The 12,443-nt window shown below is 56.0% G+C and carries 13 protein-coding genes and 4 tRNA genes; 11 read left to right on the top strand and 6 right to left on the bottom strand.

The features are described 5' to 3' along the window. Position 1 precedes the first annotated feature (1 nt). The 4 genes from AB8996_RS03140 (at position 2) to AB8996_RS03155 (ending at position 406) form a co-directional block, all read left to right on the top strand. Positions 2 to 77: transfer RNA gene (locus AB8996_RS03140), tRNA-Lys, on the top strand. 26 nt (positions 78 to 103) lie between these two features. Further along, a tRNA-Glu gene (locus AB8996_RS03145) sits at positions 104 to 178 on the top strand. Between the two features lie 29 nt (positions 179 to 207). Next, a tRNA-Asn gene (locus AB8996_RS03150) sits at positions 208 to 283 on the top strand. Positions 284 to 329: 46 nt separating this feature from the next. Beyond that, positions 330 to 406 (top strand) — tRNA-Ile (locus AB8996_RS03155). 165 nt (positions 407 to 571) lie between these two features. On the opposite strand, the gene AB8996_RS03160 is transcribed toward AB8996_RS03155, so the two are convergent. Further along, a complete protein-coding gene (locus AB8996_RS03160; protein WP_369297522.1) occupies positions 572 to 916 on the bottom strand; it encodes an SLOG family protein in 345 nt (114 codons plus the stop codon). A 109-nt stretch (positions 917 to 1,025) separates the two neighbouring features. Between AB8996_RS03160 and AB8996_RS03165 the strand changes: the two genes are divergently transcribed. From AB8996_RS03165 to eda, 7 genes are all read left to right on the top strand, one after another. Beyond that, the gene (locus AB8996_RS03165) at positions 1,026 to 1,229 is read left to right on the top strand and encodes an Arc family DNA-binding protein (protein WP_369297523.1); all 204 of its coding nucleotides are present in this window, start codon (positions 1,026 to 1,028) and stop codon (positions 1,227 to 1,229) included. A 280-nt stretch (positions 1,230 to 1,509) separates the two neighbouring features. Continuing rightward, the gene (locus AB8996_RS03170; RefSeq protein ID WP_369297524.1) at positions 1,510 to 2,901 is read left to right on the top strand and encodes an MATE family efflux transporter; all 1,392 of its coding nucleotides are present in this window, start codon (positions 1,510 to 1,512) and stop codon (positions 2,899 to 2,901) included. Positions 2,902 to 2,989: 88 nt separating this feature from the next. After that, on the top strand, positions 2,990 to 4,402 hold the full coding sequence (gene uxaC, locus AB8996_RS03175; RefSeq protein WP_369297525.1) for a glucuronate isomerase: 1,413 nt from the start codon (positions 2,990 to 2,992) through the stop codon (positions 4,400 to 4,402). Between the two features lie 2 nt (positions 4,403 to 4,404). Next, complete coding sequence (gene uxuA / locus AB8996_RS03180) at positions 4,405 to 5,463, top strand: mannonate dehydratase (RefSeq protein ID WP_369297579.1); 1,059 nt, start codon at positions 4,405 to 4,407, stop codon at positions 5,461 to 5,463. Next, on the top strand, positions 5,460 to 5,942 hold the full coding sequence (locus tag AB8996_RS03185; RefSeq protein WP_369297526.1) for a transposase: 483 nt from the start codon (positions 5,460 to 5,462) through the stop codon (positions 5,940 to 5,942). Before uxuA ends, AB8996_RS03185 begins: the two co-directional genes overlap by 4 nt. 22 nt (positions 5,943 to 5,964) lie before the next feature. Further along, complete coding sequence (locus AB8996_RS03190; RefSeq protein WP_369297527.1) at positions 5,965 to 6,816, top strand: SDR family oxidoreductase; 852 nt, start codon at positions 5,965 to 5,967, stop codon at positions 6,814 to 6,816. Between the two features lie 13 nt (positions 6,817 to 6,829). Further along, positions 6,830 to 7,483 (top strand): bifunctional 4-hydroxy-2-oxoglutarate aldolase/2-dehydro-3-deoxy-phosphogluconate aldolase, encoded by a 654-nt coding sequence (gene eda / locus AB8996_RS03195; RefSeq protein ID WP_369297528.1) that lies wholly within the window; start codon positions 6,830 to 6,832, stop codon positions 7,481 to 7,483. Between the two features lie 360 nt (positions 7,484 to 7,843). Here the strand turns inward: eda and AB8996_RS03200 are convergent, their stop codons facing one another. From AB8996_RS03200 to AB8996_RS03220, 5 genes are all read right to left on the bottom strand, one after another. After that, positions 7,844 to 8,395, bottom strand: coding sequence for an AAA family ATPase (locus AB8996_RS03200; RefSeq protein WP_369297529.1), 552 nt, complete (start codon positions 8,393 to 8,395; stop codon positions 7,844 to 7,846). 62 nt (positions 8,396 to 8,457) lie between these two features. Next, complete coding sequence (locus AB8996_RS03205; protein ID WP_369297530.1) at positions 8,458 to 9,705, bottom strand: glutamate-5-semialdehyde dehydrogenase; 1,248 nt, start codon at positions 9,703 to 9,705, stop codon at positions 8,458 to 8,460. Between the two features lies 1 nt (position 9,706). Continuing rightward, positions 9,707 to 10,516 (bottom strand): glutamate 5-kinase, encoded by an 810-nt coding sequence (gene proB, locus AB8996_RS03210; RefSeq protein ID WP_369297531.1) that lies wholly within the window; start codon positions 10,514 to 10,516, stop codon positions 9,707 to 9,709. 145 nt (positions 10,517 to 10,661) lie between these two features. Then, positions 10,662 to 11,489 (bottom strand): alpha/beta hydrolase, encoded by an 828-nt coding sequence (locus AB8996_RS03215; protein ID WP_369297532.1) that lies wholly within the window; start codon positions 11,487 to 11,489, stop codon positions 10,662 to 10,664. Between the two features lie 37 nt (positions 11,490 to 11,526). After that, complete coding sequence (locus tag AB8996_RS03220) at positions 11,527 to 12,357, bottom strand: alpha/beta hydrolase (protein WP_369297533.1); 831 nt, start codon at positions 12,355 to 12,357, stop codon at positions 11,527 to 11,529. Between the last annotated feature and the right edge of the window lie 86 nt (positions 12,358 to 12,443).

Consider the following 12,443-nt stretch of genomic DNA (forward strand, 5'->3'; position numbering starts at 1 on the left):
TGCACCATTAGCTCAGTTGGTAGAGCACCTGACTCTTAATCAGGGTGTCCCGGGTTCGAGTCCCTGATGGTGCACCACTCTAGCTGGCTGCGAGCCAGTTTACGGCCCGTTGGTCAAGCGGTTAAGACAGCGGCCTCTCACGCCGTTAACGTGGGTTCGATTCCCGCACGGGTCACCACCCCGGCAATCGCAAGGTTGCCGATATATTCCTCCTTAGCTCAGTCGGTAGAGCATGCGGCTGTTAACCGCAGGGTCGTTGGTTCGAGTCCAACAGGGGGAGCCAAAAGAGGATGCCGCCGCTTTATGATTGAGCGGCGGCATTCTTATATGGACCATTAGCGCAGTTGGTTAGAGCAACCGGCTCATAACCGGTCGGTCCGGGGTTCAAGTCCCTGATGGTCCACCAAAAATAATTGGCTCACCCAAAGGGTGGGTCAATTATTTTCCTTACCAGGGACTTGAACCCGAGAGGAGACGTTAACTGAGCTGACAACCGAGAAAATCATGCGCCAGTGGCGCTAAGCTGCAAAGACCAGGCACGAGTGTGCGGTGCGCGCGAAATGATTCTGTATCAGGTTTTGCTTTTGTTGGGCAGGAAAATTTTTACAGGGACACCCATTTGTTTGCAGTTGTCGATCACAAATTCCGTCCCACGAGAAACTCCGTCCCAGAAAGCCAGCACAAGGTTGGCATTTTCTATTATCTTAAGGTTCCTCTTGAGCGGTGCAGAGCGCCCGTACTTATCGTATTCCGGGAGAAATTCAGTCAGCCGGATCCCATTTTCTAAAGCATACGCTCTTGCACAACTGTCAATCCCTTTTGCGCCGCCGGATATGATCTCTACCACCCCATCAGGAAGATATTTTTCGAGATCGCTTACCAGAAGCCCCCTTGATCCGATAACTGCTACACGCATTTCAGTGTCTCCCTTTGAAATTTTAGATATACCATATATCTGTTTTGTACATTGTAACACATATTGGCTGTAAAATAAACACACAATATGTTTACAATGAGGTGACTGCATGGCAATCAAAAGTGTTTCCATACGCATTGAAAAAGAAATGCTTGAAAAGCTGGGCTTTGTTGCCGATTATGAAGGTCGTTCCGTGAACAGTCACATTCTTGTCCTGATTCGGGAGAGCATCAGAAAATTTGAGGAGCAGAATGGTGAAATCACGGGAAGCATCAAGCCGGATCTCAATGTAAAGCCGACAAGGAAAAACTGAAAAGAGGGGATCGCGCCGCTTTGAATGAAGCAGAAGCGCTGTGATCCGAAGTGTCCAAGTCGCGCGCCTGCCCGGTGTGTGACTTTTTTGTTTTGCAAATTTTTCTTCTAAAACGAAAATCTGTAGATTTTTCCCTGCAAATATGATAGGATTAGCACGGTACAATTTCTACACTTTTCTGTAGAATGCTCTTTGCCAAAGCCTGAAAAGCAGGTGGATTTTGCAAAACTTTTGCAAAACAAAATTTCATGGTAATCGAAGAATTGGGAGAGGAGAAGCTATGACCAACGACAGAAAGACGGACTTGTTCGAGCGGGAGCGTATCCCGCGGGCTGTGGCGGTCCTGTCCATTCCAACCATTGCCAGCAACCTTGTGGCGCTGCTGTACAGCCTGGCGGATACTTATTTTGTGGGAATGCTGAACGACCCTGTTCAGACTGCCGCCGTAACGCTGGCAGCCCCGGTGCTGCTGGCATTCAACGCCGTCAATAATCTGTTCGGCGTGGGCAGCTCCAGCATGATGAGCCGCGCGCTGGGGCAGAAGGATTTCAAAACCCTGCGGCAAAGCTCTGCCTTTGGCTTCTATGGCTCGCTTTTTTGCGGTATTTTGTATTCCGTTGCCTGTGTGCTGCTCATGCAGCCGCTGCTTTCCCTGCTCGGCGCGGACGTTACCACCGCTGCCGCCACGCAAAGCTATCTGTTCTGGACGGTTTGCCTTGGGGCGACGCCTTCCATTCTGAATGTGGTGATGGCGTATTTGATCCGTTCCGAGGGCGCTACTCTCCATGCCAGCATCGGCACAATGAGCGGCTGCATTCTCAATATGATTTTAGACCCGCTGTTCATTCTGCCCGGCGGCTTTGGCATGGGGGCGGAGGGGGCGGCGCTTGCCACCTTCCTTTCCAACTGCGGCGCGGTGCTCTATTTCTTCTTCTATCTCTTTTTCCAGAGAAAGACCACCTATGTCTGCATTTCTCCAAAGGAATTTACGCTGCGCAAGCCCATTGTGAAGGGCGTGTGCACGGTTGGCGTGCCGGCGTCCATACAGAACCTCCTGAACGTGGTGAGCCATATGCTTTTGAACAATCTGGCAGCGCCCTACGGCGCGTCGGCGCTGGCGGCAATGGGGATCGCGTCCAAGGTCAGCATGGTCCCGTGGTACATAGGGAACGGCATTTCCCAGGGCGTTATGCCCCTGATCGGCTACACCTACGCGGCGAAGCTCCACAAGCGCATGAAGAAAACGCTGCGGTTCACCGCCGTCCTTTCCGGCTCCATTCTGGCAGTGATGGCGCTGGTCTGCTGTTTGTGTTCCCAGCCCATTGTGCAGGCGTTTATTCAGGACCCGCAAACTGTGGAATACGGTAGCTGGTTCCTGCGGGGCATGGCGGTTTCCGTGCCGTTTTTGGCAATGGACTTCCTTGCCGTAGGCGTGTTCCAGGCTGTGGGGAAAGGACCCCTGTCGCTGTTGATGGCGGTCCTGCGCAAGGGTGTGCTGGAAATTCCCGCTCTTTATGCGCTGAACGCCCTGCTTCCCCTGTACGGGCTGTCTCTTGCCCAGCTGGTGTCCGAGGTCTGTATGTCCCTGATCGGCGCATTTTTGCTGCTGCGCTTTTTGAAAAAGCTTGCCGCGGAAACGCCCCTTGAAGCAGAACGACCCGAGAAAGCCTGAACCCTGCGATAAAATACGTTTTTGGCGCGTCCCATTGCCGTGCCCGAAAAACTTTTCACCCAGCGAAGAAAGGAAAGTGACTGCAAGTATGAACGGATTTCTACAGGACGATTTTCTGCTGACCACGCCGGCTGCCCGGAAGCTGTACCACGAGTATGCCGAAGGAATGCCCATTGTGGACTACCACTGCCATGTCAGCCCCAGGGAAATTTGGGAGGACAAGCGCTTTGAGAACCTTTCCCAGGAGTGGCTGTCCGGCGACCACTACAAATGGCGGCTCCTGCGGGCGAACGGCGTCAGCGAAGAATATGTCACGGGAAACGCGCCCGACCGGGAAAAATTCCAGAAATTTGCAGAAACGCTGCCGAAAGCCATCGGGAACCCCATGTACCATTGGTGCCATCTGGAATTGAAAAATTATTTCGGCTACACGGGGCTGCTGTCCGGGGAAACTGCGGAGGAGGTCTGGAACCTGACCGCGGAGCAGATGAAGCAGGAGGAGTTCAGCGTGCGGGGGCTGATCCGCCGGAGCAATGTTTCCTTTATCGGCACCACCGACGACCCTGCGGATTCCCTGGAATATCATGAAAAGCTGCAAAACGACCCGACTATGACTACCATAGTCGCGCCGTCCTTCCGCCCGGACAAGGCGCTGCAGATCGAAAAGACCGGCTGGGCGGAATACCTTTCCAGGCTGTCCGAAGCAGCCGGGCTGCCCATTGAAAGCATGGACAGCCTGAAGGAAGCGCTGAAGCGCCGGATCGGCTTTTTCGATGTCCACGGCTGCCGTGCCAGCGACCATGGCTTGGACCATGCCGTTTTTGCCGTCGAGACCGCCACAGGGCTTGACGGGATCGTGAAGAAACGGCTCTCCGGCGGCACGGTCACCGAGCGGGAAGCCGCCGCTTTCAAAACCGAACTGCTGCTGTTCCTTGCCGCCGAATATGAGCGGCGCGGCTGGGTCATGCAGATACACTATAACTGCATGAGGAACCCCAATTCCACCATGCTCCAAAAGGTGGGCACGGACACGGGCTTTGACTGTATCGGTCCCGACAACGGCAGCGAAGCACTGCGCCAATTGCTGGACGCCATGTATTCCGGCGGTCAGCAGCCCAAAACGGTCCTGTACAGTCTGGACGGCAACGACAACGCCTTTCTGGACGCTTTGACCGGCTCTTTCCAGGACGGCAGGACCCCCGGCAAGCTCCAGCACGGCAGCGCGTGGTGGTTCAACGACACAAAGGACGGGATCACCGCCCAGCTTACCGGGCTGGCGGCAACGGGGCTGCTGGGGAATTTCATCGGAATGCTCACCGATTCCCGTAGCTTTTTAAGCTACGCCCGCCACGAATATTTCCGCCGGATATTCTGCGGTCTGCTGGGAAACTGGGTGGAAGCCGGTGAATGCCCGGAGGATTACAGGCTGCTGGGCACTCTGGTGCAGGACGTGTGCTACCGCAACGCGGTGCGCTATTTCGGATTGGAGGGTCGGCTGTGAAGATGAAACTTTCCTTTCGCTGGTACGGGGAAGACGATCCCGTGACATTGGAATACATTTCCCAGATTCCCGGAATGCGCTCCATCGTTTCCGCCGTGTATGACTGCAAGCCCGGCGAGGTGTGGAGCGAGGAAAGCCTGGCAAAGCTCAAAACGGACTGCGAAGCCCACGGGCTGGTGTTCGACGTGGTGGAGTCCGTTCCCGTCCACGAGGATATCAAGCTGGGCAGGGGAGAAGTGGACGCCCTGCTGAAAAACTACTGCGAAAATATCCGCCGCTGCGCCAAAGCGGGGGTGAAGTGCATCACCTATAATTTCATGCCCGTGTTTGACTGGACCCGGACCCAGCTGGATAAGCCCGCCCCCGATGGCTCCACCAGCCTTGTGATGTATTGGGAGCAGCTGAAGGGACTGGACCCCCTGCACGATGACATTCACCTGCCCGGCTGGGATTCCAGCTATACCCAGGAACAGGTGCGGGAGCTGATCGCCGCTTACGGGGCGCTGGGGGAAGAGGGCTTGTGGCGGAATTTGGAGCGCTTCCTCAAAGTTACGGTCCCGGTGGCGGAGGAATGTGGCGTGCAGCTAGCGATCCACCCCGACGACCCGCCCTATCCCATTTTCGGCTTGCCCCGTATCATCACCTGCGAGAAAAATCTGGACAGGCTGCTGTCCATTGTGGACAGCCCTGCCAATTCCCTGTGTCTCTGCACGGGCAGCCTTGGCTGCGCGGAGAGCAACGACGTCCCGGCAATGGTGCGGAAGTACGCCCAAAAGGACAGGATCGCTTTTATGCACATTCGCAACGTGAAGATACTTCCCGACGGCTCCTTTGAGGAGCGGGCGCACCTGTCCTCCTGCGGCAGTCTGGACATGACTGAGATCGTAAAAGCCCTTGTGGAGAACGGGTATGAGGGCTATGTCCGCCCCGACCATGGCAGAATGATCTGGGGCGAAACGGGCAAGCCCGGCTACGGCTTGTTTGACCGCGCCCTGGGCGCCGCCTATCTGAACGGGCTGTTCGAAGCCTGCGAGAAAGAAAAGGAGAGCAGATCGTTTTGAATTTGCCAAAAAGGAAATCTCCCAGGCTGAAAGATTTCGATTACAGTTCGAGCGGCGCGTATTTTATCACGATTTGTACACAGAATAGGGCGTGCCTGCTTAGCCGGATTGTAGGGGAGGGGCTTGCCCCTCCCGCAACCCGATTGACAAATTTCGGGAAAGTTGCGCAGAAGCAGATAAATCAATTGGAAAATCGTTTTCCCTCCGTATGTGTTGATAAATATGTGATTATGCCAAACCACATTCATTTGATCCTTCGTTTACGGAAAAAAACGGGAGGGGCTCGCCCATCCCCTACGGTTTCCGAAGTGATAGGCGCTTACAAATCCCTTACCACTCGCATTTGCAAACACGGAAATCTGTTTCAGCGCTCTTTTTATGACCATGTCATTCGTGAAGATGACGAGTATTTGAAAATCTGGGAGTACATTGATACAAATCCTGCAAAGTGGACGGAAGATTGTTTTTACTCTGAATAAACGTAGGAAGGGAGAAGGTAATATGAATCCAAACGTACTGAATACCAATCTGTCCGGGAAGGTGGCGGTGGTGACAGGCGCGGGCGGCGTGCTGTGCGGGTATTTTTCCAGGGTGCTGGCGCGGGCAGGGGCGAAGGTCGCCCTTCTCGACCTGAATGCCGAAGCTGCCGAAGCCGTGGCGGAGGAGATCCGCCGGGAGGGCGGCATGGCGAAAGCCTATGCCTGCAATGTGCTGGACAGCGAAATTTGCCGCGTGGTCGCCGACCAGGTGCTTGTCGAGCTGGGACCCTGCGACATTCTCCTGAATGGGGCGGGGGGCAACAATCCCCGCGCCACGACCGATAAGGAATACTACGAGCCCGGCGATCTGGACGGTGAAACCAAGAGCTTTTTTGATTTGGACGCCAAGGGCGTGGGCTTTGTCTTTGATTTGAACTTTTTGGGCACCCTGATCCCCACCCAGGCGTTTACCCGCCAAATGCTGGGCAGGGAAAATTGCTGCATTCTGAACATTTCCTCCATGAACGCCTACACGCCGCTGACAAAGATACCCGCCTATTCCGGGGCGAAAGCGGCGGTATCCAACTTTACCCAGTGGCTGGCGGTGCATTTTGCCAAGGAGGGCATTCGCGTGAACGCCATTGCCCCCGGCTTCTTCTCTACAAAGCAGAACGCCAAGCTTCTGTGGAACGACGACGGCACGCCCACCGCCCGCACCGGGAAAATTTTAGCCGCCACCCCCATGGAGCGTTTCGGCGAGCCGGAGGAGCTGGCTGGCGGGCTGCTGTTCCTGCTGAACGAAAAAGCCGCCGGATTCATCACCGGCGTGGTGCTGCCCATCGACGGCGGGTTCTCCGCCTATTCCGGCGTGTAAAGGAGGATTTTCTATGAATCGTGTGGACCAGAGGATCGAACAGATCGGCGTGCTCCCCGTTATCAAGCTGAACCACCCGGAGCGCGACGCCGCGCCCCTGGCAAAGGCTCTCTGTGCCGGGGAAATTCCCGGGGCGGAGGTCACTTTCCGGGCTGCCGGGGCGGAGCACGCCATTCGCCTGATGAAGGAAGCCTGCCCGGAAATGCTGGTGGGCGCAGGCACGGTGCTGCGCACGGAACAGGTGGACGCCGCCATTGCCGCCGGGGCGGAATTTATCGTGACCCCCGGCTTTGACGGGGAGTTGGTCGCCTATTGCCAGCAGAAGCAGGTCCCCATTTACCCCGGCTGCACCACGCCCACAGATTACCATGCCGCCCTGAAATTCGGGTTGGAAATTTTGAAATTCTTCCCGGCGGAGCAGTCCGGCGGGCTGCCGAAGATCAAAGCCATGAGCGTGCCGTTCCCCATGTTCCGTATCATGCCCACCGGGGGCATTTCCCTGAAAAATCTGGAGGAGTATCTTTCCTGCCCGGTGGTCTGCGCCTGCGGCGGCTCCTATATGGTGACGGAAAAGCTCATCGAAGAGCAGAACTGGTCAGAAATCACCCGGCTGTGCAGGGAGACTGCCGCCATCACCTCAAAAGTGCGCGGGAAAAAGACTTTGTGAGAGGAAATATCACAATTCTCCCGCGTGGAACCGTCTTTTTTAGCGGCTTTCGGGTACACTCCTTTCTGGGCGATAGGGCACTGACATTCCCGGAATGCGCGGGAAAAGGATTTAGCCGCTTCCAAAAAGAAGGGAATCGCAAAGGGGGGCAGCGCCCCCCTTTGCAAAGAAAAAAAGAACTTTTGCGCAAGATGGCGCTTGAAGCGGTGCAAACACCAGAATGCGCAACGGGTATCACTTGCAGAGAGAAACTTTCGGCAAATATTTCAGAGTAACGCAATTCATGCAAAAAGAGATAGCTTTCTCAAAACGGGAAAACTATCTCTTTTTATAGATGATTCGGATATTCTGATGGTGAAACTACAGCCTAAACTTTTCTTTGATCTTTTGCGCGGCAAGGGCAGGGGAGAGGTTCGAGTTGTCGATCTTCATATAATTTTCAAAGGGGATTTCCCCGTCCCTGCTTTCCAGCCGGTAATTGCTGTCATCGCGGAGTAACCTTTGGTTGGAAGTTTCCACGTCTCTTTTGGAAGCCTTATTTTGAAGCCGGTTTTCCGTTGCGTTTCTTTCCAGCCGCACTTCAAGGGGCGCCACAAGCTCCACGTAGTAAAATTCCGTGCCGTAGGGCTGGAAAATGCTTTTTATCTGCTCCACGTACTCCCAGTCGGACCGCTGGTCAAACGCCCACATAAAGGTAAAGATCATGCCATAGTTTTCCGTTTTGGCAAACTCCTCAAAAATGACCTGCCGGAGCCTGTTTATCGCTGCAGTATTGTACTGCCCAAATATTTCCAGCACCGGCTCGATAGTCATGTGGTTGTGAAACAGCCTCAGCCCCGTGAGCTTCATAAGCTCCTGCCCGACTGTCATTTTGCCCACAGCGGCGTCGCCAAACAAAAACAGTAATTTCATAGTACCCCCTTTTATGTCACGTTCTATTTTTTCCATTGCCCCACGCAAAAGGCGTGAGCCCCTCAGCGCACCTGCCCCTTGCCATAGACCACATACTTGTAAGAGGTCAGCTCCCGCAGCCCCATAGGACCTCTGGCGTGGAGCTTCTGGGTGGAAATGCCGATCTCCGCCCCCAGCCCGAACTCTCCTCCGTCCGTGAAGCGGGTGGAAGCGTTCACGTATACCGCCGCCGCGTCGATGGCATTCAGGAAGCGCTCCGCGGCAGCTTCATTTTCCGTCACGATACACTCCGAATGCCCGGTGGTGTGCTGCCGGATAAAGCCGATGGCTTCCTCCACGTTTTCCACCAGCCGCACCGCTAAAATATAGTCGCCGTATTCCGCGTCCCAATCGCTTTCCTGCGCCGGAACGCCCCTGCTTCCCAGCAGCGTCAGCGCATCATTGTCGCACCGCAGCTCCACACGGTCTTTGTCCAGCAGGGGGAGGGCAAGCTTCAAAAAGTCCGCCGCAACGTCTTTTTGTATCAGCACACACTCTGCCGCGTTGCACACCGAAGGACGGGAGCACTTGGCGTTGTACAGGATTTCCGCCCCCATGGAAAGATCAGCGTCTTTGTCGATATAAACATGGCACACGCCCTCGCCGGTGCGGATCACCGGCACGCTGGCTTCCTGCGCCACTTTGCGGATCAGCCCCGCGCCGCCCCGGGGGATCAGCACGTCTAAATAACCGTCCAAATGCATCATTTCTTCTGCCGAGCCCCGCCCGGTGTCCTGCACCAGGCTGATACTGTCCCCAGGGATACCGGCTGCTTCCAGGGCTTCCCGCATCAGTTTGACAGCCGCGCGGTTGGAGCGAATGGCTTCCTTCCCGCCCCGCAGAATGCAGGCGTTGCCGGATTTCAGGCACAAAGCCGCCGCGTCCACCACCACGTTGGGTCTGGCTTCAAAGATGATCCCCACCACGCCCAGCGGCACCCGCCTTTTGCACAGCACCAGCCCGTTGGGGCGGACCTCCCGGCTGTCGATCCCGCCCACCGGGTCGGGCAGCTCCGCAATTTCCCGTATCCCAGCCGTAATGCCGCGTACCCGTTCCGGCGTCAGGGTCAGCCTGTCCAGCAGGGAAGGGATCATATTCTCCCGCTTTGCCGCCGCAACGTCTTCTCTGTTGGCGGAAAGCCATTCCTCCTGCCGTTCCTCCAACATATCCGCAATGGCAAGCAGCGCCCGGTTTTTCTGCTCAGCAGCCGCTTCCGCCAGCAGGTAAGCCGCTTTTCTCGCCGCCGCGCCCTGGATCTGCAATGTGGTCATATTATTCTCCTCCATGTTTAGCAAGGAACCGTGTGCCGATTTCCTCTCCGCCGGCGATACCGTACAATTCTTCCATGCGCGCGCCGTTTGTGATGACCATATCGCAGCCTGCGTCCATGGCGATTTTGGCAGCAGAAAGCTTTGTCGCCATGCCGCCGGTGCCCCGCCAGGTGCCCGCGCCGCCTGCCATGCTCAGGATTTCCGGCGTCAGCTCCGTCACGCTGTGGAGCAGGGTGGCTTCCGGGTGCTGCCGGGGATCGGCGCTGTACAGCCCGTCGATATCGCTGAACAGCACCAGCAGGTCAGCCCCGCACAGCGCCGCCACAATGGCGGAAAGGGTGTCGTTGTCACCCAGGACCTTGTGCTGCCCGGTTTCGATCTCCGCCGAGGAGACCGAGTCGTTCTCGTTCACTACGGGGATCACGCCCAGCTCCAGCAAAGCGGAAAAAGTGCTTTGCAAATGGACGCTCCGCTCCCTGTCCTCCACGTCGTCGCCGGTCAGCAAAATCTGCGCCATGGAGCAGTTGTATTCGCTGAACAGCTTGTCGTACAGGTGCATCATGCGGCACTGTCCCACCGCGGCGGCAGCCTGCTTGAACCGCAGCTCCCGGGGGCGCTCCGAAAAGCCCAGCCGGGCAGTGCCCACGGCGATGGCGCCGGAGGTCACAAGGATCACCTCATGCCCCGCGCCCTTCAGGTCAGCGAGGATACGCACCAGCTGCTCCATGCTGCGCAGATCCAAACTTCCCGAGCTGTGGGTCAGGGTAGAGGTGCCCACCTTTACCACAATGCGCTGCTTTTTCTCCTGCATACTACCGCCCTCCCAACAGTTATTTGTCCAGTATACCGCTTTTTCACGAAAAAGGAAAGAAATTTTTCAGTTTCTCCCAATAGAACCAGGAAACGCCGACCTGAGCGGGTCGGCGTTTCCTGTAGTTGCCAGTTGTTTTTTGGTGTTACAGCCCAAAGTAGTCCAGCGCGCGCTGGAGGGAAAGGTCCCAGAAGCGCCATTCGTGGGTGTAGCCCTCGGCTTCCCAGAAAGCGGCGTCCAGACCGATCTGCTTCGCGTACGCCTTGAAGTTCACGTATTTGTCCCAGATCAGCGTGTCCTTTGTACCGCAGCAGAAGAAAAGCTTCGGCAGCTTCCCCGTGCCGTTCAGTTCCGTCAGCCTGTCCCAAATGTTGAGAGGTGAGTTTACATAATTTTCAATCCCGCCGAAATTGTCGATGAGATTCCGCACCCGCCGGTTAAACAGCTTTGCCGCGTCTCCCTCGGCTTTCCCGTCATATCCGGCAGCCTGCTGTTCCCGGAGGTCGGTGGGGGCGTTGGACAGGCTGGCAGCCCCGGCAAATTTCTCCGGGTGTCCCATGGCGTACTGCATAGCGCCGTTCCCGCCCATGGAAAGCCCGGCGATGAAATTGTCCTCCCGGCGGTCGGAAATCGGCAGCCAGCCGTACACCAGCGGCATCAGCTCATCAAACAGGAAATCCCACGGGCGGTACCCGGTAGCAAAGGAATCCCAGTTTACATAATTTGAATTTAATCCGCTGAACATCACCACCGCCAGCCCTCTTTCACAGGCGTACAGCTCCACATTGCTTTTGCGCAGCCAATCCGTGTGGTCGCCGAAAGTGCCGTGCAGAAGCCAGAGGACCTTATATTTTTTCCCGCTGCCGTAAAAGCTTTCCGGCGTCACGCCCGGTGCTTTGTCCGGCAGGATCACGGAGATTTCCGTGTTGTTGCCCAAGCAGTCGCTTTGAAAATTGAACCGAAGCAGTGCCATGTACTGTCTCTCCTTTCTCCCGGAAAAGCGTAGGCTCTTACTCTGTCACGTGCCCGGAGCTGACCCCCTGGGTCACGTCGTCCAGCGGCAGCCATTCCAGGGCTTTCAGAATATAGGTGTCCCAGAACACCCAGTCGTGCCCGCCGGGTCCTTCTTCCCAGGTCACGTCATAGCCCAGCTGCTTCAGGTGGTCGCGGAACGCGCGGTTCGGGTGGATCAAATTGTCCTCTGTGCCGCAGGCCATAAAGAATTTCGGCTTCGTTCCGCCCTTTGCCACCTGCTCCGCCAGAAAATCGTAATCGTTTTTCCCGCCCCGGATTTTGTCGATATCCCCGAAAACAGATTCGTAATATCCGCGGTTCGTCATCAGGAAATCCGTGTATTCCGTGTTTTGAGGGATCGTGTCCAGAATGGTGGCGGCGGACAGCGCGCACACCGCGCCGAAGGTCTCCGGGTGCTGCAGGGCGTTGACGATAGAGCCGAAGCCGCCCATGGAAAGCCCGCCGATGAAGGTGTCCTCCCGTTTGCGTGACAGCGGGAAGCTCTTGCGGGTGAACTCTACCAGGTCCTTTGCGATAAAGGAGCCATAGTTGGCGTTGGATTTTTCGTTATCCACATAAAAAGCGTTATCCCCGGAAGGCATGACCACCGCCAGGTTCCTGTCCTGCGCCCAGGTCTGTATCCGCGTGCCGGATACCCAGTCGGTATAGTTCCCAAAAACGCCGTGAAGCAGGTAAAGGGTCTTAAAAGGCTTTTCCTCGGGCACGGGCTGTCCGGGGAACGTCATCTTATCCGTGGGCAGCACCACCTGAATGGGAACGGTGCGCATGAGGGATTTGGAAAAGAAATTACATTGGATCAGTGCCATAACAGAAACCTCCTGAAAGCTTTTCTCAAATCATACCAGAAAATCAGAAAAATGTAAAGATTTTTAGGCGGTTTTTCCAATTTTGG

The organism is uncultured Neglectibacter sp. (assembly GCA_937958185.1).
Lineage (GTDB): Bacteria > Bacillota > Clostridia > Oscillospirales > Acutalibacteraceae > Acutalibacter.

Excerpts from the sequence above, each read along its gene's own strand:
- eda (WP_369297528.1), top strand. The coding sequence starts at position 6,830 with ATGAATCGTGTGGACCAGAGGATCGAACAGATCGGCGTGCTCCCCGTT.
- uxaC (WP_369297525.1), top strand. The coding sequence starts at position 2,990 with ATGAACGGATTTCTACAGGACGATTTTCTGCTGACCACGCCGGCTGCC.
- AB8996_RS03220 (WP_369297533.1), bottom strand. The coding sequence starts at position 12,357 with ATGGCACTGATCCAATGTAATTTCTTTTCCAAATCCCTCATGCGCACC.
- AB8996_RS03165 (WP_369297523.1), top strand. The coding sequence starts at position 1,026 with ATGGCAATCAAAAGTGTTTCCATACGCATTGAAAAAGAAATGCTTGAA.
- uxuA (WP_369297579.1), top strand. The coding sequence starts at position 4,405 with ATGAAACTTTCCTTTCGCTGGTACGGGGAAGACGATCCCGTGACATTG.
- AB8996_RS03215 (WP_369297532.1), bottom strand. The coding sequence starts at position 11,489 with ATGGCACTGCTTCGGTTCAATTTTCAAAGCGACTGCTTGGGCAACAAC.
- proB (WP_369297531.1), bottom strand. The coding sequence starts at position 10,516 with ATGCAGGAGAAAAAGCAGCGCATTGTGGTAAAGGTGGGCACCTCTACC.
- AB8996_RS03205 (WP_369297530.1), bottom strand. The coding sequence starts at position 9,705 with ATGACCACATTGCAGATCCAGGGCGCGGCGGCGAGAAAAGCGGCTTAC.
- AB8996_RS03160 (WP_369297522.1), bottom strand. The coding sequence starts at position 916 with ATGCGTGTAGCAGTTATCGGATCAAGGGGGCTTCTGGTAAGCGATCTC.
- AB8996_RS03200 (WP_369297529.1), bottom strand. The coding sequence starts at position 8,395 with ATGAAATTACTGTTTTTGTTTGGCGACGCCGCTGTGGGCAAAATGACA.
- AB8996_RS03190 (WP_369297527.1), top strand. The coding sequence starts at position 5,965 with ATGAATCCAAACGTACTGAATACCAATCTGTCCGGGAAGGTGGCGGTG.
- AB8996_RS03170 (WP_369297524.1), top strand. The coding sequence starts at position 1,510 with ATGACCAACGACAGAAAGACGGACTTGTTCGAGCGGGAGCGTATCCCG.